This window comes from Streptomyces sp. GQ60 (assembly GCF_059758875.1).
The window spans coordinates 65,450-85,093 of sequence record NZ_JCAXEG010000020.1 but is presented as its reverse complement, the minus strand read 5'-3'; the positions used below and the strand labels follow the sequence as shown (position 1 = coordinate 85,093).

Below are 19,644 nucleotides of genomic sequence, written 5' to 3'. Positions count from 1 at the left end.
TCGTCGCCGCCGACGAGGGCCCACCGCGATCCACGGCATCGACAAGGAGACCCCCTCCACGACCTCACCGCCTCCCGGCCAACTGCCCTGCGACGGATCCGGGAACCGGCTGCTGTCGGCCTGAGGACGCAGGACTTGGAGGGCTCTGCCATGGCCGCCGCGTGAAGCAGCGTGCGCGAGATCGCAGAAATGCCCTTGGCGGGACACCATCCTGCCGACGGCCCGGTCCTCGGTGGCGAACTCCGGGCCTAGTACGGGAACGGTCCGATGTCCGCGGGGTCGTCCGCGCCGATCCGAGCGGCGCTCAGCAGGGGCGCTGCGACCGAGGCCGGCGGTCCGGGGGATGGATCCGGACCGCCGGCACCTCGTCGGGGCGCTCTCGCCGGTGTCGCTCGTCGAGGGCGTCGCGAAGACCCCTGTTGGTGACCCGACCGTCAGGAGCCGGATCAGCCCTGGTCGGCCACGAAGGAGGCCATCCAGGTCAGAGCCGAGTTCCAGTTGATGGTCAGTTCGTTGGTCGACCAGGACTGTATGTCGTCGATGTAGCAGAACTGACCGACGCAATCCTGGAGTTTGCTCTGTGCCAGCGGGTCCTGGATGCTGGAGTTCGGTCCGCCGGACAGCGAGCCGGCCGGTGGACGGGGCAGTTTCGCGTCGAGCTGGTGGGCGTACCAGCGGCTGTGCTGGTTCTCCGCACTGACCTCGCCGTAGCCGGTGACGTAGGAGATGTTCAAGGCGTTGCGGCCCAGGACGGAGTCCATGCCCTGAACGGCTCCGTCGCGGTATTTCGCGCTGCCGGTGAGGTCGTAGGCGGTGGCCATTACGACGGCGTTGTTGAGGATCTGGTGCGTGGAGCCCCAGTCGTACCTGTGGCCCTCCGGGGCGTACGGAATCCCGTAGGGGTGGGCGTTGAGCGTGGCCAGGTAGCGGTCGGCGCCCTGGAGTACGGTCTTGCGGACCTTGTCGCGGCCGGGCAGCCGGTTCGGGACGGTGGCCAGGTCGAGCCGGGCGGGGACGGCCGTGCGCGCCCAGTCGAAGCTGATCGGCCCGAAGACGTCGGCGGTGTGGACGGGGGAGCGCAGGATGTGGTTCTGGAACTCCTCCCCGCCGGTGGTCAGGAACAGCTCCGTGGCCGCCCAGTAGAACTCGTCGCTGACGTCACGGTCGGCGTAGGAGCCGCCGCCGATGCCGTCGCTCTCGGAGGCGAGGACGTCGGGGTGGGCGAGGGCCGCGGCCCAGGCCGTGCGGGCCGCCGCGAGCGCGGTGGCGGCGAACCGGGGGTCGTACGGCTTGTACAGGCGCGCCGCCTGGGCGGCGGTCGCCGCGAGGTTCAGCGTAGCCGCGGTGCTCGGCGGGTGCAGTTCGCGCTTCTGCGGATCGTCGGAGGGCATCAGCGGCAGGCCGGTCCACTTCTCGTCGTGGATCTTGTGGTGGACCATGCCGGCGAGCGGCTTGCCGTCCGGCACCTGCATCTTGAGCAGGAACTCCAGCTCCCAGCGGGCCTCGTCGAGGATGTCGGGAACCTTGTTGCCGCTCTCCGGAATGTTCAGGGTGCCGTCGCCGAGCTTCTCGGCCTGCCCGGTGCGGGCGAGCCGGGCGCGCTCGTAGGTGCTGAGCAGCTGCCAGACGGAGATGCCGCCGTTGACGACGTACTTGCCGTGGTCGCCGGCGTCGTACCAGCCGCCGGTGACGTCGAGCGTGTAGTCGCACACGCCCGGCTGGCAGGGCACGTTCCCGTCGCCCTGATTAGGGGCGACGTCGACGTGACCGGCCGAGCGGCCGTAGCCGGGCCGCAGGTCGTCGCGGATCCCGACCCCGCTGCGTTGGGTGTAGTAGAACTTCGCGGCGTCCAGGCGGAGCTTCTCGTAGGCGGTGGTGCCGATGTCGAAGGGCCGGCTGGTCTCGCCGTCGGCGACCAGGGTGAGGCCCGTCCCGGCTCGGCGGTGGTCATCGAAGCGGATCGAGTGGACGTTCTGCCCGGAGGAGGGGTCCACGCCGCGCGGCACGGTCCAGCCGTGCGCCACGGTAGTGCCGGAGGCGTTCTTCAGCTTCCAGGGCAGCCGTTCGGTCGCCTCGGTGACGAGGGTGGCGTTCTTCGGCCCGCGGGGCAGGTACGCGACCTGGTTGACCCGGACCCGGGGGCCGGTGTCGGGCTTGTACTCCTCCGGCGGCACCCCGCCCAGCAGGGACACGTCGTCGAGGCAGAACCGCCAGGGATCGGCGGCGCCGCCGAGTTGGAAGCCGACCTGCCCCTGCGTGGTGTCGACGGGTGAGGCGAAGGTGTACGTGTAGGTGTTGCCGGACACGCTCAGCTGCGGGTTGACCTCGTAGTACGTGTCGTACGGCGACACCTGCAGGCCCACGATCGCGCGGACGGAGTTGCCCTCGGGCGCGCCCGTCGCGTGGAAGCTGAACCGGTAAGACTCTCCCTTGACGAGCGTGATGTCGTTCTGGCCGACGGCGGCGTCCCAGCGGTTCGACGTGCCCCCCGGCACATCGGCGCAGAGTCTGCCGTCGGTCAGCCCGGCGGTCACGTTGTCGGTCCACCACCCGTCGGTGGTGGTGTCGAAGGTGCCGTTCTTCACCTGCTCGACCCCCTCGGCCCCCGCCTCCGCCCCCGCCGGGCCCGCGGGCACGGCGGTGAGAGCGGTCGCCAGCAGGGCCGTCAGGGACAGCAGTGCGGTTCTGCGTCGGTTCACGTCTGGGCTCCTCGTCGGCAGTGCGGTACGACTCCTCTTTGGGAGCGCTCCCATGCATGCAGGCGTGGACATACTTGTGGCTGGAGCGCTGAGACGTCAATGGCCTGAACGCCGATCGATTCGTTGGGTTCCGAGGGTTGTCAGGAGACCGCCATGTCCCTACAGTCCCCGGCAACCGCATGTGGGAGCGCTCCCAACAATGCAGGGAGCGCTCCCCACCGTGATCAGCACACCCGGTCACCCTTTCCGGAGAGGCTCCCCCCATGCGAGCGTTACCGCACCGCACCCTTACCGCGCGAGGCATGCTCGGCGCCCTGCTCATCGCTTTCGCCACGGTCCTCGCTCTGGCCACCGCGCCGGTGGCCCAGGCGGACACCCTGATCTGTGAACAGTACGGTTCGACCACCATCCAGGGCCGCTACGTGGTCCAGAACAACCGCTGGGGAACCAGTGCCCCCCAGTGCGTCACCGCCACCGACACCGGGTTCCGGGTGACCCGGGCCGACGGCTCGGTTCCCACCAACGGCGCCCCCAAGTCGTACCCCTCGGTCTTCAACGGCTGTCACTACACGAACTGTTCGCCGGGAACCAACCTCCCCGTGCAGCTCAGCGGCATCGCCAGTGCCCCCACCGGCATCTCGTACGGCTATGTCGGCGACGCCGTGTACAACGCCTCCTACGACATCTGGCTGGACCCCACACCCAAAACCGACGGGGTGAACCGGACCGAAATCATGATCTGGTTCAACAAGGCCGGTCCGATCCAGCCGATCGGCTCCCACGTCGGCACCGCCGGCGTGGGCGGCCGCGCCTGGCAGGTATGGACCGGCAGCAACGGTTCCAACGACGTCATCTCCTTCGTCGCCCCGTCGGCCATCACCAGCTGGAACTTCGACGTCATGGACTTCGTCCGGGAGACCGTCGCCCGCGGCATGGCTCAGAACAACTGGTATCTGACCAGCGTCCAGGCCGGCTTCGAGCCGTGGCAGAACGGCGCCGGGCTCACGGTGAACTCCTTCTCCTCGGCCGTGAACCTCGGTACGCCCGGTCCCGGCGAACCCGTCCCGGCGGCGTCCTGCAAGGTGACGTACGCGACGAACGTATGGACCGGCGGCTTCACCGCCGACGTCACCGTCACCAACACCGGTTCGACCCCCGTCGACTCCTGGAAGCTGTCCTTCACCCTGCCCTCCGGGCAGCGGGTCACCCAAGCGTGGAACGCCGCCGTCACGCCGGCCTCCGGGGCCGTCACGGCGACCGGCCTCGCGCACAACGCGCGGATCGCGGCCGGGGCCGCCCAGACGTTCGGCTTCCAGGGAACCCACAGCGGCCCGTTCGTCCAGCCGTCGGGGTTCCTGCTCAACGGCACCGCCTGTGTCGCGTGATCCGACCGACCGGACGACACCCCTACGAGAACAGAGGAGACATGATGGCTGGACGCAAGAAGCGACTCGCCTCCCTGGCGGCGGTGCTCGCGACCCTGCTCGGTGGGATCGGCCTGATCCTGTTCGGCCAGGGCAGTGCCCAGGCCCACGGCGTCGCGATGACGCCCGGATCGCGCACCTACCTCTGCTGGCTGGACGCCAAGACCAGCACCGGCGCCCTCGACCCGACCAACCCGGCGTGCAGGGCGGCGCTCGACGAAAGCGGCGCGACCGCGCTGTACAACTGGTTCGCCGTGCTCGACTCCAACGCCGGTGGACGCGGCCCCGGTTACGTCCCGGACGGAAGGCTGTGCAGCGCCGGTGACCGCTCGCCGTACAACTTCACCGGATACAACGCCGCACGCACCGACTGGCCCCGGACCCACCTGACGTCCGGGAAGACGATAGAGATCAAGCACAGCAACTGGGCCGCGCACCCCGGCTCCTTCCGGGTGTACGTGTCCAAGGCCGGTTACTCGCCCGCCACCGAACTGGGCTGGGACGACCTGGAGCTGATCCAGACGGTCACCGACCCGCCGCAGACCGGCTCGCCGGGCACGGACGGCGGCCACTACCACTGGAACCTGAACCTGCCCGCGGGCCGCTCGGGTGACGCCGTGATGTTCATCCAGTGGGTGCGCTCGGACAGCCAGGAGAACTTCTTCTCCTGCTCCGACATCGTCTTCGACGGCGGCAACGGCGAGGTGACCGGCATCCGAGGCTCGGGTAGCACCCCGACGCCCACGCCCACGCCCACCCCGACCCCGACGCCGACCCCGACTCCGACCCCCACACCCACTCCGACCGACCCCCACACCGGATGCATGGCCGTCTACAGCGTGACCAACTCCTGGAACGGCGGCTTCCAGGGTTCCGTCGAGGTCATGAACCACGGCACGACCGCGCGTGACGGCTGGGCCGTGAGGTGGACGCCCGGCGCGGGCGCCAAGGTCAACAGTTTGTGGAACGGTGCGCTGACCACCGGATCCGACGGCACGCTCACGGTCAGGAACCTCGACTACAACCGGACCGTCCCGCCGGACGGCAGCGTCACCTTCGGGTTCACGGCCACATCGACCGGCAACAACCTGCCGGCCGGCTCGATCGGCTGCGTCAGCCCGTAGCCGCGGAGGGAGGCGCCGGTTCCGTACATCACACGCGAACCGGCGCCGCTCCGTCGTCCGTCGCCGACGGTGATGACCAGAACCATCTGGCTGTCGCGCCGGCGAACCCGGCCATGACCCAATCAAAAGTGATCCGTCGGTGCTCAATGTCCGCCACGGTCGATGAGGGGGCCGCCGACGCGCTGTTGCGCCGCGTGCCAGCCCACCGTTCTCCTGGGCGAGTCGATCTCGACGGACACGTACGGTCCTTACGTGAACCGCCGCGAAGCGCGTCCCCACAACGCCGGTACCCGAACGTCCAAGCATGTGCCGTTGACGCATACAAACCTGCGCCCGGGTGACTCCATCCGTGCTTGTCTCGTGCAGCCCACGTCCGATGAACCGTAGGCCGGTCAGCGAGGGCAGGAGCTTGGGCTGCATTTCGAGGCGGTTCAAAGCGCCGCTACGCGTCCGCTCGCACCGTCGATACGACGCCAAACCTGGGCTCGTCCATGATCGCTCCTCTTTGCTAGACCCGGGCCACTCCGGATCCTCGGCAGTAACACCGTGCGAGGCCACCTATCCCAGTAGCGGCAACGCAAGGTATCACCTCCAGCACGCTTGGTGATCAGGGCAGATCTGCCGTCGGGTGCTACCTACTGATCTGTCGTGAGGACACCCGAACGGCCTGCCCGGCAAGGCCACGTCCCGGAGCCCACCGAACGCGCCGCCCTCGACCCAAAAGGGACCGCACAAGGCCAGTGCCATGATGGCCTGCGCGCTACCGCCGAGGGCTTCTGAATCAGTCTTGCGCTGATCGGCCGGCCGGTCAGCGACGGCGGTGTCTCGAGTGACGAGGTGGGTGAAGTGAAGTGGCGCATTGAAAATCTCAAGCGAGTCTTACATGTCTTCAGATACTGCAAGTCGCTGACCAGGTCCAGTACTTGACAGGTGCAGATAAACCCGTACGCGGACCAGCCCTTGTTTTCGGGGTACTAGGAACGGCAGCAGCACACCGAACGGTATCCCCATCACGATGTTGCCGCCGAGCTGCTTGACCGTGTCAATGCCACACGGCCATGTACTGGCACCAGACCGGCGCCCCGCAACTGGTCCTCAAGCTGACCGCCGGCGGCTCGCTCGGCGTTTCGCTGTTCTTCATGCTCAGCGGCTTCGTGCTGACCCACTCGGCCAGGCAGGGCGACAGAGCAGCCGCGTTCTGGCGCCGCCGTGCAGCGAAAATCCTCCCCAACCATGTGGTCGGCTGGGCCCTGATGATGGCGATCCTGCTGGTCGGAGTACCCCGCCTACACCCTGTCCCGGGCGTCACCGCAGTCGATGACCTGGCTGGCGCCCTGCTGTTCCCCTACCTCCTGCCCACACCAAAGAACTTGGCGGCCGGTAACCCCGTCGCCTGGTCCCTCGCCTGCGAAGCCCTGTTCTACCTGCTCTTCCCTCTGCTCCTTCCCCTGGTGAACAGGATTCCGTCCGGCAGACTCCGGCTGGCCGGCCTCCTCGTCGCAGCCCTGGCCTGGATTCCCGCGGTCCTCTCATGGAAGTACGGTGCCCCTCCGACCCTCGACACCGTCCAAGCGACCGACGTTCTGCAGCCGGGACTCGCCTACGTGTACTTCTTCCCCCTCAGCCGGCTACCGGAGTTCGTCCTGGGCATGCTCCTCGCCCGTCACCACCGCCACCCTTCACCCACTCAAGTGGGCACCCCGACGGCGGCCCTGCTCGTGCTGGCCGCCACCGGGGCCAGCGCCCTGCTCTTGCCGCTGCCGTTCCTGTTCGCGGCAGCTCCCCTTGCGCCGCTCGCCCTTCTCATCCAGGCAGCCGCCGCCGACAGCCAGCAGCGACCTTCGCTTCTGCGGGCTGCTGTCATGACCACTCTGGGCACGTGGTCGTACGCCTTCTGCCTGCTTCATTGCACCGTTCTCGCAGCCGCCTTCCACTACGCGGGCACCGTCTCCACGGCACTGCCCCTCGCCTGCCTGTCGCTGGCTTTGGCTCTTTGCGGAGCCGCGGTGCTCTACCGCTGGGCCGAACTTCCCTGCACCCAGCGCCTGGCCTCGCCCCCCATGCAGTCCGCGCAGACCCCTGCCGACTTACCCACGGACACGGGGGAACGTGGTCGACCAGTGAGTTGAGCGAGCAGACCGTCACACAACCGGTGCGGCGTCCGTTGCCATCAGGGATTGGGGCGCTGTCCACCTCGGCGGATTCGACAGTGGCCAGCGTCGAGCACTTTGAAGCCCTATTCCGGGCTGAGCTCGAAGCAGCTCGATGCCGGGCGGCTCCGGTCCTGCGGGTCAGGCCAGGGTGATGCGTTCGGCGAGGCGGGACCCGGCGGCGGGGTCATGCGCCGGCAGCAGGACGGTCGCCTCGGATTCGGCGAACGTGGTGATCCGGTCCATGGTGTCGAGCGAGGTCTTGAGGTTGCTTGCGGGGCCGTCCACGATGCGTCGGCGCAGCAGATCCTGGTCGTAGGTTGCATCCCCGGCAAGGAAGTACGTGACGCCGGGATTGCGGACGACCACGCTGAGGTGTCCGGGCATGTGGCAGGGCGTCGGCACGGCAAGGATGGTGCCGTCGCTTGTCAGCGGCATGGAGGTGTAGAACCCGACAACGGAGGGTCCGTCGAACTTCCGTCGTACTGGTTCGAACCATGTGGGCCACTGTGACGGGACCGCACCCATGATGGCTCCGTGAAGGCCTTGGGACGCCTGGTAGTTCTCCTCCGAGACGACGATCTCGGTTCCGTCGAAGTGCTCCAGACCGTCGGCGTGGTCGTGGTGCAGGTGGGACAGGACCAGAGTTCTCAGGTCCTTGCCCGGGGCGATGCCGCGGGCGCGCAGCTGGGATCCGATCTCGTCGCCGGGCTCGACGTTGAGGTCGACGGCGAAGCGGAAGAACGGGTGCCACCAGGGGAAGAATCCGGCTCGGGAGGTTCCCCGCAGTCGAGCAGGATGAGGCCGTCGTCGTGCTCGACGAGGTACGTGTAGATGGGGAGGGCTCGGTCCAGTCCTTGTCGGTGAGCATGGCCAGCCGACGGCGCCAGACCGGGTGGTTCATGTTTCCGGCTCGGTGGGAGGGTCGGATGCGGATGGTGCCGGTCTTGATGGGAATGATGTTGGCCATGGCGCGTTCCTGACTGGGAATGGGATGGTCTGCGACTGCGACCTCAGGGGGCGCCGAGGAGGTCGGCGAGGCTTTGCTCCAGCGGTCGTGGCCGTCAGCCCAGTTCGGTGCGGGCCGGAGTGGAGTCGGGCACGACGTGAGAGAGCATGAAGTGCAGCTGGCCGCCGGGCAGCAGCGGTGGACGCCCGGTAGCCCGGGCGCGGGCCTGGCCGGTGATGGCCAGTGGGCGGGCGAGTCGCCTGGGCAGGGCGGGCGAGCGCTGTAGCCGGGGACGAGCGTCTGGATGAGCGTGACGAGGTCCGCGAAGGGTACGTAGCGGTCGCTGAGGATGAAGCGGCTGCCGATCGTGGTGCCCTCGGTAGCGAGGTGGCCTGACGCGACATCTTTCGTGTGCACCAGCGGGACGCCGCCGGGCGGCAGAAGCGGAAGGCGATTGCCGGCCGCGAACCCCGAACTCCTGACCGGCAGCGATGCCTCAACGTCACACCATCGAGCGATGACAAGACCGATGGAATGCCATATCCCGCACTCTCAAAGGAGTTGCCGGCCCGAGCCGGTATCGAGGTGGCGTCGCTGCTGCTGATCTCCAAGCCGTACATGGAGCGCCGCTCCGACGCTACCTGCCGCAAGCTGTGGCCCGAGGCGGAGGTCGTGTGCGCCTCCGAGCCACTGGAGTTGGACGACTACATCAGTCCATCGGCGACGAGAAGCTCGTCGTCGACATGCTCGTCGGCGATTTGGGCGGGCGAGGGAATGTCGGTCGCCGTCATGTCAGTTGTGCTTCTCCAGCTCCGCCAGGACGGTGGGGTAGACGTCGCGCGCGGACCGGGCGCCGAGCCAGAGGTCCAGGTGCGCGTAACCGGGGACGGCGTCGTAGCGGTAGAGGTCCGCGCCGTGCAGTCGGCACAGCCGGTCATAGGTGCGGCGCAGGCCGACAGGCAGGAACATGCGGTTCTCGGCGCCGGTCACGAAGTGCATGGGCAGCCGGTAGGCGTCCTTGTTGTGCCAGTAGGTGTCCCGGCCGCGCGCGTCGCGCACCTCTTGATGGCGGCACATGCGCGCGATGTGCGCCATGGCCGTCATGTCGGAGCCGCCGAAAGCCCCGGGGAGCGCCCCGAGGGCCGCCTCGTCAAGGTTGGCCCATGCGAACGGGTCCCCGTACACGAAGGAGATGCGGCGGGCCCAGGGGCTGGGGTACTTGTGCCGGAACGGCAGGATCCGCATCACGGCGTCGATGGCCCGGTCGACGCGGGAGGCGGGGTCGTAGCCGACGGGCAGGTGGGCGATGCCGAGCGCGCGCAGCAGGTTCGGGACGCGTACGGCGCAGCGGAGGCGGTTGCCGGTATTGGGCACCGGGTGCCCGGCGAGTGCCGAGAAGGTCGCGGAACGTACGCCTTCCAACCCGGCGCCGAGCGACATGAACAGGGACAGCCCGCCGACGCAGTGCCCCTGCACCTGCACGGTGTCGGCCCCGGTGACCGCGCGGACGTGTGCGACGGCGGCGGGCCAGTCGCGCCGGGCGACATCGTCGATGGTGAACGGCCGCGGGCGCGCCGGGAGGTCGGGGCTGGCCCGGTAGTCGAGCAGCCAGACGTCGTAGCCGTGTTCGACGAGGTGGGCGACCCAGTTGTGGGGGGTGTCGAGGGCGTAGACGTGGGCGGTGTTGCCGTAGCCGGGGGCGGCGATCAACGGGCCTTTGCTGCCGCCCCGGTAACGGGTGAGTTTGAGGGCGGTGCCGTCGGAGGCGGTGATCTCGTGGCTCTCGGGAGTGAGGGTGTCACTCGGGGGCCGGGGTGATTCGGGGCCGCGGGGCAAGGCCATGGCCGGAGTCCTCTCAGGGAAGCGGCAGCGGGGAGGGCGGGGACGCGGGGGCGGGCACGGTAGCACCGGATCCGTACTGCTGATGGAACTGCTTGGTGAACAGACCGTCCGGGTCCCACTTGCTCTTGAGGTCGAAGAAATCCGTCAACCCCGGGTATGCGAGTTGGAGTTGCTCAGTGGAGGCGAAGCGTTGGTAGCCGAGGTAGTGGGCGCCGCCGACGTCGAGCGCGCAATCGAGGAGGCGGCGCAGGACGTACTCGGTGCGGCGGATCTGCCGTGGTTCCAATGCCTGTTCGAAGCACAGCACCGCGGAGAAGCTGTCCTGGCGGGCGTAGGAGAGGAGCGCGTCCTCGTTGCGCGGGACGAACCGGAGTGTGGTGTTGAGCAGCCGGAACCGTTCCTCCCGCAAGACCTGGCGGGCTGCGCCGAGGAAGTCGAGCAGGGCGGGCGCGGGGACGAAGGACTCCTCCAGCCAGTCGGCGCGGTGGCGGGCGGAAGACTGGATGGCCCGGAAGGACTCCTTGGCCACGTTGTTGCGGCGCACCCGCTCGGAGTGCGAGCGGTACTGCAACTCCCAGCCGAACCGCTGCCGCCGCACCCAGGAACTACGCCGCACGCCCCACAGCAGCATCCGCTGTTTGGCCATGGCGGCGCGGTCGAGGGGCTCGGCACGGACGGCGTCGGCAATCTCCCCGCCGGGACGCAGCCGGTAGTCGACGCAGAACAACCGTTGCCACAGCTCGTCGTCCGCCACGGACAGCCGGGCGTAGTGGAAGTGGACGTCGGGATCGCTGCGCACCTGCTCGGCGACGTACCGGGGATACTCGGTCGGCGGCATGACGACGACTCGGCTCTTCTCGTACTCGTCGTTGCGGGCCAGCCGCAGGGTGACGTCGACGAGTACACCGATCAGCCCCAGACCGCCGACGACCAGACCGAAGAGTTCGCGGTTCTCCTCACGGCCGGCCTGCACGATCTCGCCGGTGGCGAGGATGACCCGCACTGCCACAATCGTTTCGGCGAGCACTCCGGTGTCGACGTTCCGGCCGTGCGCGTTGACGCTCACGGAGCCGCCGACGGTGAAGACGCCGTAACTCTGGTTGCAGCGGGTCGACAGTCCCAGCGGGTCCAGGACGCCGCGGAGCCGGTCCCAGGTGACGCCGGACTGAACGCGCACGGTCATCGCACGCGAGTCGATGTCCTCGATCCGGGTGAGCCGGGAGGTGTCGATTTGGATCGCGTGGTCCGCGAGGGTCAGCCCGCCCTGGCTGTGTCCGGAGCCGCGGATGACGACACGGCGACCGTCTCGACGGGCCCCGAGGGCGAGGGTGCGCAGTTCCTCGATGTCGGAGGGGAGGTGGACGGAGGCGAGGCGGGCGCGGTAATTGCGCCCACCAATCTTTCATAAAGATAGACATAATAATTCCGATGAATGTAAACACGCCACCACCAGTAGAGCCGAAAATAGAAATAGCCCATCCGGCCCGGGACTGCGCCAGAGTATAGACATCACAATCAACTACATAAGCGGCGGCAATTTGATGGAAATAGGATTCATGATTCACCGCGCTGTCGGATATTGTTGACTCGAAACGGCAGATGCTGTGGGGGCGTTGATTCCTGTCGTACGACGCCCGAGGACAGTCACCAGAACGGAATCGCGACCCGGCCGGAATCCATCACGGCGGGGGCATCCTCGGCTGCTCAAGCGGGAAGACCGTCGACAACGCATGGCGCGCCGCGGCCCTGATGCACGCGGTCATCCGCCTGCGTCCCCTTCCGGCCCGCAACGCCCTGTTCGGCGCGGTACTGGCAGCGGCCTACATGCGTGCCACGGGCGAGACCGTCGACACCCCGAACGGGGAGCCGGTGGAGCTTGCCCGCGACATTGACTCCGGTCACGCGGACGTCTACGAAACAGCCGACCGCATCCGGTCCTGGCGCACCTGAACCAACGGACCTCCTGGCCGCGCACGATGGCGGGAGACACTGCCAGCCTTGTCGCAGCAACCCTCCGCGATCACCCGAGCGCCGCCAGGCACTTTTCCGGCTTGGAGCAGAACACCTCGGTCGACGTCCGCATCCGGCAGGCAGTCCAAGCAGTGAACTCCGCGCGACGCTTCTGAGCCGGAACACTTCCCCGGGGCCGCGAATCGGCTGATCGTCGCGTACGCGACGTGAGGGCAGGCAGCGGCAGCGCTCCTGTACGAGTCACTGCCTACGCAGCCCAGTCGATGCCCAGCTTTGCGAAGGCTGCGAGCTGTTCGGCATCCAACCGGCCCCTCTCGATTTCGGGTTGGAAATCGGGGGGAGGGGGGCCGCTGGGGGAGGGGGGGCCGGTCTCGCAGTCTCCTCGCGTCCGGGGTTCCGCGTCAGCCGGTGCGGACCGCCGTGACCGTGAAGCGCTCGACATCGGAGATGTGCCCGCCGGTGGACGCGACGATCGTCAGGACCGGGTCAGTGGCGCCGGTGAACGACACGGTCGTGTTCCAGGGCTGCGCGTTTCCGCCGGCCGGAATGCAGCACGAGGCGCCGATCGGGGCCGTGGTCGAGGGTTGGCGCACGTCCACGCGGATGCTCTCGTCCACACCGCTGATCCGGCCGCCGGTCCCTATCGGGGAGCGGACGGCTGATCCGTATGCGGGAGCGGTCAGTGAGAACGTCGTGTCGTCGGTGCCGACCACTTCCCAGGGGGCGTCCGGGCCGGCGCCGTACCGCACGAGGTGGAGGACCGCGACGGTGCTTTTGTAGCCCTCGGCGCCAGGAGGCAGGTTCAAGCCGACGCCGATACGGGCATCGCGGCCAGTGACGGTGCGCTGGGTCACTCGGCCGACGTCCTTGAAGCCGAGGTATCCCTGGGTGAAGGCGAGCGCGGTCTGTTCCGGGTCGAGATGCCAGGGCTGGTGGCCCCCGGATCGGTACTCCTGCTGCCATGCTTCGGCCCGGGCGAGCGTGGTGAACGGCCACAGGGGCTGGAGGTGCGCGGAGCCGAGGGGTGGCGTGCCTGCGTCGGACCCGGGCGCAGTGGGTGCGGGCGTACCGGGGGTGGTATCGGGCGCGCTGGGTGCGGTCGGAGCTGCGGAGGGCGCCGAGGACGTGCCAGGCACGACGGAAGGGGATGGCCGCGGGGGCGCTTGCCCTCCGGAGCTGCTGCAAGCGGTCAGCGCACCCAACGTGGCTGCCGCCACGAAGAGCTGAGTGAGTCGGCAGAGTGGGAGCCGGATGTTCATGTTGACCCCAGAACCTCGGTACCGAACGTCGGCACCGCCTGAGCTCATGGTGCCATCAGTGGAGGTCGGCGGCGAGAGGCCCGGGGAGTGAAATTTGCCTGGCGGGGTAAGGGGCCGCGATCCACGCGCGGCACGGCGGACAGGGCTGGTTCGTTCAGTGGCCGGCGCCGTCACGGTGCACAGCATCGGGCATGGGAAAGTGCTCCGCCTTCTTCCCGGCCCGAGGGCGGGCGGCCGTGGCGAATCGGCTGCGGGCCCAAAGTCCATTGGCAGCTCGGCGCGGGTTCATCGAGGGTCCTGACTTCTCGCACCGCTTGGTGGGCAGCGCGCTGGTAGGGCATTCCTTCGCGGGTGTGCGCCTCTTACCGTGTCGGCGAGGCCGTCGTGTATCTCCTCGATCATCCGGGCCCTGATCCGGGCCGGCCCGTCCAAGGCGGCTGTCGGGGCCGCGATGTAGTCCTCTCGACGGGGTCGGCTTGCCGACTGGTGGCGCTCATGTGGCAAGCCCAGGCGGTGCGGCGAGGTTCAGGACCGAGCCGATCGCTGTGGTGCATTCGCCACACGCCGTGCGCTCGCTGGCCAGGGTGTGCCGTCCGGCGTCGGTGAGTTCGTAACATCGCCGTCGCCGTTCACCGGAAGACTGCTCGCTGCTGCTCAGCAGTCCGAGCCTCCCCAGCCGGTTCAAAGCCGGGTAGATCGTGCCCGTGCGCAGCTCAAGTGCGCCCCTCACTCGGCCACTGCCGGGCCAGCGTGAGCCTGCGCCCCGCAGATCGCGGTGTTGGCGGAGGCGAGCGGGCAGCGCCGGAACGACATCGAGGGTCGGCGTCGTCGATGCACGGCAGGCCCGTCCGCTCTGACACCGCCTACGCTGGTGGAGCCCTCACGCGTGAACAAAGGACGGATATGGCTCGCCCCTACAACCCCGGACCGAAACAGTTCGTCTTCGCTGTCGGTGATGGCAACGACCAACAGGTCTCCGTGGGCGACCCGCAGGAAGCCTACGTAGCGTTCTCCGCGTTCTTCCGTGATCGGGATTCTGACACCTACACCATCAACGATGAACCGTCGGGGCAGAGTTTGGTACTCATGCCCAGGCAAGGTGTGATCTCCCGAACCAAGGATGCGGACCGCCTGCGGTCGGAATACCTCCAGGTCGACAGGGGAAATCGCTACCTTCCGAGCGCGATGCTGTTCTTCGAGAACGGATATGCCGGCCTCGACCGTTTCGGACAGTGGTTCTCCGACCTCGCCGACCTCGACGCGTCACCGGAGACTCGCGGCGCCGCCCGCGCCGCCACGATCACGACGGAAGCGGCGGCGATCGAAGAGATCGCTCGGATCTGGGCTGCCTCGGGCTACGTGGACCCGAGCGACCAGTACTACGTCTTCTTCGACTCGCATGATGTCGATGAAGACCGAGCCGAACGAGCCGAACTGCTCAAGTTGATCGAGTTCATCGGCCTCGAACGGGTCGACGCCCCGGCCGAGGCCGCCGGCGGCGAAGTCCGGGTTCGGACTGACCCACGCCTCGACGCCGAATTCGCACGGTGGTCGTGAACGGATGGCGCCGGGTGGGACCCGCAACATCACCGCGATGCCGGCCGACAGAGCAAGTCCCGACGCCTGGGCATCTGACCACGCGTCCAAGATCCCCGAGTCAAGGTCGGACACCACAGAATTCGGCGTCGACGAGCCGCTGTTCATGGATGTTCCAGTCGCCGTTGAAGTTCAGTGACAGCACGTGATCTCCGTCTGGCGTCGCCATGGTCTGCGAGATGGAGCCCTGAATGCCGCCGTTGTGCCCCAATACCTCGGTACCGCACGACAACGTCATCCGCATCAGTCCCAGGCCGTAGGAGAAGGTTGGCATGTTCTTGATCGAGACGGTTGTCATCATCTCCTTCAGCTGAGGCTCCTTCAGGAGCCGACCGGAGAACAGGGCCCGGTAGAACCGGTTGAGGTCTTGGTTGTTGGAGATCATCTCTCCGGCGGCGCCCGCGAAGGAGGGGTTGAGTTCGGTGACGTCGTAGATCGCACTGTTCGGCTCTCCCGGCCCGGCGAGCTCCCCGGTCAGTTTCGAGTAGGCGCGTCCGCTGGGTCCGGGGACGCGGGTGCGGCTGCCGGGCAAACTGGTGGACTCCAGGTGCAGGGGGCGCAGGATGCGCTGCTCGATCTCGTGGGCGTAGGAGTGGCCGGTGGCCTTCTGGATCACCATGGAGGCGATGACGTAGTTGGTGTCGGAGTAGCTCCAGTCGTCGCCGGGGGCAAAGGCCGGCCGGTGTGTCATGGCGAGCCGGACAATCTGGCGGGGCGTCCAGGTGTCGTAGCGGTGCTTGAGGAAGTCGGTGCCGAACTCCTTGCGCTTGAAGTCCTCGTCGTCGGTGTAGCTGTAGATGCCGCTGGTGTGGTTGAGGATCTGGCGTAGCCGGATCGTGCTGCCGTCGTTCCCGTTTCCCTGCACCAGACCTGGCAGCCAGTGGTCCACCGTGTCGTCCAGGCTCAGCTTCTTCTCCTCCTCCAACTGGAGCATCACCGTGGCCACGAACGTCTTGGTGATCGAGCCGACCCTGAAGCGGTTATCGGCCTGCGGCTTGCGGCCGGTTGCCAGATCCGCAGTGCCCGCATGTCCCGCCCAGGTGTCGTGTCCCTGCTCGGCGAGCACGATGCCCCCTGGCGCCCCGTCCTGGACGACCGAGTCCAGGGCCGCCTGGGTGGCCGCGTGCCCGCCGCGTGCCGCCGAAGCGTCCGGGGTGCCGGCAGCCGACGCCGGCAGGGCGAGACCGGCGCTCATCATGACCGTGGCGACCGCCCCGACGACAGCGACCCGCAGCCTGCGTTCCCTGCGGCTGTGGCCACCCCTCGTGGACGTGCGTGACCCTGTGGCTGCGTGTCCGTGCTCGTACACGAGTACTCCTGTCGCTGGTAGGTGAAGACCTGATCTGGACCCAGTATTTTCGATCAAGGTCCGGACCGGGATACCGCCAACAACCCGTTTGAAGGTGGGGTTACCCCCCCCCGTCAGCTGGGTGGACGACCGGGGTTATGACAGGACCTGAACCATCCCACCCCTTACGGAACGCCGACTTTGGTCGACCTGGTGCTCGTGGAGTCGGATCATCCGTGGGTCTCCGTGCTTCCCAGTGCTTGTGAGACTGGACCGCAGCCGGGCGCGTCGGTGTCCGGCTCGGCGATGGCCGCCTTGCGGCGCCGGCGGTGTTCGCGTTGGGCTTGGGCGCGGGCGCATTCGCGGATGGTGGCGTTCTCGGCGAGGTGGTTGTACAGCTGGAGGAACGCCACGGCCAAGAGGGTGGGGGAGCGGTCTTCGAGGCCGCCGGGGGCTGATCTCCTCGCGTTCGGCGGCCGGTGTCTGCTTTGTGGTGCGAGAAGAACGCCGTAGAGGCACGCTCCCGGCCCTCGGCAGGGCAGGCGGGCAGGGGCGCGGGACCTACTGCTCGGCCCGAGAGCGGCAGATGCGCAGGAGCGTGGCCCGGGCCGTGCCCGGGTTCAGCCTCGTGGTGCTTGTGCGTGGAGGCGACGGTGTCCGGCGCATGGTGGATGTGGGCCGGCGACCTTGCCGCGGTCCAGAGGAAGACGGCAAGCAGCGCGACAACCAGAGGGGGCGAACCCTCTGTAGTCACGTCTCCACACAAGGTGGACGCTACCGGAAGTGGGTAGTCCGGAGGTCCGGAGGGTCGGTCGGGTGTGTCACGTTGAAGGCCGCCCGAGCGGGCGGCGAGGCGAGCCCGAGCGCTGCCCACAGGCTCTGCGGGACATCAGTCCTCGAGGTCGTGACGGACGCGCCGGGACGGGTTGAAGGTGTAGAGGTCGAGAACCCTGGGCGCCTCGGCGAGACGGGCCCGCCTGCTTTGATCCATGCGGCGATGTCGACCGCAGCTCCGGGGTCGTTGACGTGCCCGAGCCATAGAGGACGCCCTCCGGCTCGGCGTCCTTCGGTGGAGGGCTGGATGACGAGGACGTTGGCGCGTTCACAGGCGTCCAGGCAGTCGACCCGCCGGACCAGTGCGATGCCGGCCAGCGATGAGCGCAGGTTGTCCAGTTGGGCGGCGTGGTCCAGGTGAGGGACCTTGGGGGTGCCGCAGCAGCACCCTCGGCAGACGGTGCCCGTGGGACGTGCCGGGCCGGTCGGCAGGGGCTCGGGCTTTCGGCTGGATCGGCTCATCGGGGGCCGCCGTAGGAGGTGGAGGCGCGCTTCCAGGCGGACTCGCTGAGGAGGCGCAGGCCGTTGAGGCCGACGATGACGGTGGAACCTTCGTGGCCGAGGACGCCCAGCGGCAGCGGCAGGTGCCCGACCAGGTCCCAGATGACGAGGACGGAGATGAAGGCGCCGGCGATGACGAGGTTCTGGACCACCAGACGGCGGGCCGCCCGGGAAAGGGCGATCACAGCGGGGACGGTGGACAGTTCGTCGCGGACGACGACGGCGTCGGCGGTCTCCAGGGCGAGATCGGAACCGGCCCGGCCCATCGCGATGCCGGTGTGGGCGGCGGCCAGTGCGGGCGCGTCGTTGACGCCGTCGCCGACGACCAGGACCTTGCGGCCGGCCGCCTCTTGCTCTCGAATCGCGGTGACCTTGTCCTGGGGCAGCAGTCCCGCGCGGACGTCGGTGATGCCGACCTCGCCCGCGAGGCGGGCGGCGGCGCGCGGATTGTCGCCGGTCACCAGTACGGGAGCCCGGCCGGTCAGGCGCTCGAGCGAGGCCACGGTGGCAGCGGCCTCGGGCCGCAGCCGGTCGGCGACGCCCACAACGCCGACCGGAACGCCGTCGCGCAGGACAAGGACGGCGGTGGAGCCCTCGTCCTCCAGCTCGCCGACGACAACCGCAGCGTGGCCCGCTGCTGGATGGCCGCTGTCGAGCAGGCGGGCAGGCGCGCCGACCGACACCTCGGATCCCTCGACCATGGCGGTGACGCCGATGCCGGGTACGGAGGTGAAGTTCTGCGCGGCGGGGATGTCGAGGCCGCGGCTGTGGGCGGCATCCACGACGGCCCGTGCGAGGGGGTGTTCGCTGGGGTGCTCGGCGGCCGCCGCGAGGGTCAGCAGGCCGTTCTCGGCCAGGCCGCTGCCGGGCAGGGGGCGCAGCGCGATGACGCGGGGCGTGCCTTCGGTGAGGGTGCCCGTCTTGTCCAGGAAGGCCGCATCCACCTGGCCGAGGCGCTCCATCACGACGGCTGACTTCACGAGCACGCCGTGGCGTCCCGCGTTGGCGATCGCCGACAGCAGCGGCGGCATCGTCGCGAGGACCACCGCACAGGGTGAGGCGACGATCATGAAGGTCATGGCCCGGAGCAGTGAACCGGCGAGGTCGGCGCCGAACGCCAGCGGAACGAGGAAGACCGCCAGGGTCGCCACGACCATGCCCACCGAGTACCGCTGCTCGACCTTCTCGATGAACAGCTGGGTGGGCGCCTTGGTCTCCGAGGCTTCCTCGACCATGGCCACGATCCGTGCGATCACCGAGTCCGAGGCGTTCCGTTCCACCTCCACGCGCAGCGCACCCGTGCCGTTCAGGGTTCCGGCGAACACCTCGTCACCGGCCTGCTTGGCCACCGGCAGCGGCTCCCCGGTGATCGTGGCCTGATCGACCTCGCTCAAACCATCCAGCACCCGACCGTCGGCGCCCACCCGCTCGCCCGGGCGGACCAGGACGACCTCCCCGACACGAAGCTCCTCGGTGGGGACCGTTTCCTCGCGGCCATGGGAGGTGAGCCTGGTCGCCGTGGCCGGGGCGAAGTCCAACAAGCCGCGTACGGAGTCGGCGGTACGGGCGGTAGCCAGCGCCTCCAGCGCGCCCGAGGTGGCGAAGATGACGACCAGCAGCGCGCCGTCCATCACCTGCCCGATCGAAGCCGCCCCGATCGCGGCCACGATCATCAGCAGGTCCACGTCCAGGGTCTTCTCGCGCAGCGCCTGGATCCCGGCCCAGGCCGGCTCCCATCCACCGGTGACGTATGCGATCGCGTACAGCGGACCGAAGGCCCAGGCGGGGGAGCCGGTCAGCTGCAAGGACAGCGCGAGCACGAAGGCGACCGTGGCAGCGGCCGCCCAACGGGCCTCGGCCAGCGCGAAAACCCGCGTACGGCGTACCGGCACCGCGGAGCGGCGAGGCGACGCCTGCTCGGCACGCTCGATCAGGTCAGAGGGCATGACGAAGAAACCCTTCACGGGCATGGGGAACGGCTACACCTCCACCGTACAGGAATGAATG

The 19,644-nt window shown here is 68.5% G+C and carries 14 protein-coding genes and 3 pseudogenes; 7 read left to right on the top strand and 10 right to left on the bottom strand.

Annotated elements, in window-relative coordinates; all coding sequences use genetic code 11:
- Nucleotides 1–446: 446 nt before the first annotated feature.
- Entirely contained in the window at nucleotides 447–2,699 is a 2,253-nt protein-coding gene (locus AC6CKD_RS32885; RefSeq protein WP_498332453.1) for a glycoside hydrolase family 9 protein, read from the bottom strand.
- Between the two features lie 263 nt (nucleotides 2,700–2,962).
- Between AC6CKD_RS32885 and AC6CKD_RS32880 the strand changes: the two genes are divergently transcribed.
- The 3 genes from AC6CKD_RS32880 (at nucleotide 2,963) to AC6CKD_RS32870 (ending at nucleotide 7,376) form a co-directional block, all read left to right on the top strand.
- Nucleotides 2,963–4,084 (top strand): glycoside hydrolase family 12 protein, encoded by a 1,122-nt coding sequence (locus AC6CKD_RS32880; protein WP_498332452.1) that lies wholly within the window; start codon nucleotides 2,963–2,965, stop codon nucleotides 4,082–4,084.
- Between the two features lie 44 nt (nucleotides 4,085–4,128).
- Nucleotides 4,129–5,247 carry a lytic polysaccharide monooxygenase auxiliary activity family 9 protein gene (locus tag AC6CKD_RS32875; protein ID WP_498332480.1) on the top strand — a complete coding sequence of 373 codons (1,119 nt, stop codon included), beginning with the start codon at nucleotides 4,129–4,131 and terminating at the stop codon, nucleotides 5,245–5,247.
- 1,058 nt (nucleotides 5,248–6,305) lie between these two features.
- A complete protein-coding gene (locus AC6CKD_RS32870) occupies nucleotides 6,306–7,376 on the top strand; it encodes an acyltransferase family protein (protein WP_498332451.1) in 1,071 nt (356 codons plus the stop codon).
- Between the two features lie 162 nt (nucleotides 7,377–7,538).
- On the opposite strand, the gene AC6CKD_RS32865 is transcribed toward AC6CKD_RS32870, so the two are convergent.
- Nucleotides 7,539–8,003 carry an MBL fold metallo-hydrolase gene (locus tag AC6CKD_RS32865; RefSeq protein ID WP_498332479.1) on the bottom strand — a complete coding sequence of 155 codons (465 nt, stop codon included), beginning with the start codon at nucleotides 8,001–8,003 and terminating at the stop codon, nucleotides 7,539–7,541.
- Here AC6CKD_RS32865 and AC6CKD_RS32860 point away from each other — a divergent pair.
- Together AC6CKD_RS32860 and AC6CKD_RS32855 are read left to right on the top strand one after the other, a co-directional pair.
- Entirely contained in the window at nucleotides 7,935–8,231 is a 297-nt protein-coding gene (locus AC6CKD_RS32860) for a hypothetical protein (protein ID WP_498332450.1), read from the top strand. The two genes, AC6CKD_RS32865 and AC6CKD_RS32860, sit on opposite strands and share 69 nt — an antisense overlap.
- A gap of 667 nt (nucleotides 8,232–8,898) precedes the next feature.
- A pseudogene (locus AC6CKD_RS32855) lies at nucleotides 8,899–9,107 on the top strand (YdcF family protein); the annotation flags it as partial.
- 31 nt (nucleotides 9,108–9,138) lie between these two features.
- On the opposite strand, the gene AC6CKD_RS32850 reads toward AC6CKD_RS32855, so the two are convergent.
- Both AC6CKD_RS32850 and AC6CKD_RS32845 read right to left on the bottom strand, forming a co-directional pair.
- The gene (locus AC6CKD_RS32850; RefSeq protein WP_498332449.1) at nucleotides 9,139–10,188 is read right to left on the bottom strand and encodes a hypothetical protein; all 1,050 of its coding nucleotides are present in this window, start codon (nucleotides 10,186–10,188) and stop codon (nucleotides 9,139–9,141) included.
- A gap of 13 nt (nucleotides 10,189–10,201) precedes the next feature.
- The gene (locus AC6CKD_RS32845) at nucleotides 10,202–11,587 is read right to left on the bottom strand and encodes an FAD-binding oxidoreductase (protein WP_498332478.1); all 1,386 of its coding nucleotides are present in this window, start codon (nucleotides 11,585–11,587) and stop codon (nucleotides 10,202–10,204) included.
- Nucleotides 11,588–11,937: 350 nt separating this feature from the next.
- Here AC6CKD_RS32845 and AC6CKD_RS32840 point away from each other — a divergent pair, with 350 nt between their 5' ends.
- Complete coding sequence (locus AC6CKD_RS32840) at nucleotides 11,938–12,138, top strand: hypothetical protein (protein ID WP_498332448.1); 201 nt, start codon at nucleotides 11,938–11,940, stop codon at nucleotides 12,136–12,138.
- Nucleotides 12,139–12,560: 422 nt separating this feature from the next.
- On the opposite strand, the gene AC6CKD_RS32835 is transcribed toward AC6CKD_RS32840, so the two are convergent.
- On the bottom strand, nucleotides 12,561–13,295 hold the full coding sequence (locus tag AC6CKD_RS32835) for a hypothetical protein (RefSeq protein ID WP_498332447.1): 735 nt from the start codon (nucleotides 13,293–13,295) through the stop codon (nucleotides 12,561–12,563).
- A gap of 616 nt (nucleotides 13,296–13,911) precedes the next feature.
- A pseudogene (locus tag AC6CKD_RS32830) lies at nucleotides 13,912–14,151 on the bottom strand (helix-turn-helix transcriptional regulator); the annotation flags it as partial.
- Nucleotides 14,152–14,321: 170 nt separating this feature from the next.
- Between AC6CKD_RS32830 and AC6CKD_RS32825 the strand changes: the two are divergent.
- Nucleotides 14,322–14,975 (top strand): DUF6357 family protein, encoded by a 654-nt coding sequence (locus tag AC6CKD_RS32825; RefSeq protein ID WP_498332446.1) that lies wholly within the window; start codon nucleotides 14,322–14,324, stop codon nucleotides 14,973–14,975.
- Between the two features lie 100 nt (nucleotides 14,976–15,075).
- Here the strand turns inward: AC6CKD_RS32825 and AC6CKD_RS32820 are convergent, their stop codons facing one another.
- The 4 genes and pseudogenes from AC6CKD_RS32820 to AC6CKD_RS32805 form a co-directional block, all read right to left on the bottom strand.
- Nucleotides 15,076–16,212: a serine hydrolase domain-containing protein gene (locus AC6CKD_RS32820; protein WP_498332477.1), complete on the bottom strand. Its 1,137-nt coding sequence runs from the start codon at nucleotides 16,210–16,212 to the stop codon at nucleotides 15,076–15,078.
- Nucleotides 16,213–16,532: 320 nt separating this feature from the next.
- Nucleotides 16,533–16,715, bottom strand: coding sequence for a hypothetical protein (locus AC6CKD_RS32815; protein WP_498332445.1), 183 nt, complete (start codon nucleotides 16,713–16,715; stop codon nucleotides 16,533–16,535).
- Between the two features lie 476 nt (nucleotides 16,716–17,191).
- Nucleotides 17,192–17,598: pseudogene (locus tag AC6CKD_RS32810) on the bottom strand ((2Fe-2S) ferredoxin domain-containing protein).
- Nucleotides 17,595–19,583 (bottom strand): heavy metal translocating P-type ATPase, encoded by a 1,989-nt coding sequence (locus AC6CKD_RS32805; protein ID WP_498332444.1) that lies wholly within the window; start codon nucleotides 19,581–19,583, stop codon nucleotides 17,595–17,597. The pseudogene AC6CKD_RS32810 and the gene AC6CKD_RS32805 overlap by 4 nt, the downstream one beginning before the upstream one ends.
- Nucleotides 19,584–19,644: the final 61 nt, after the last annotated feature.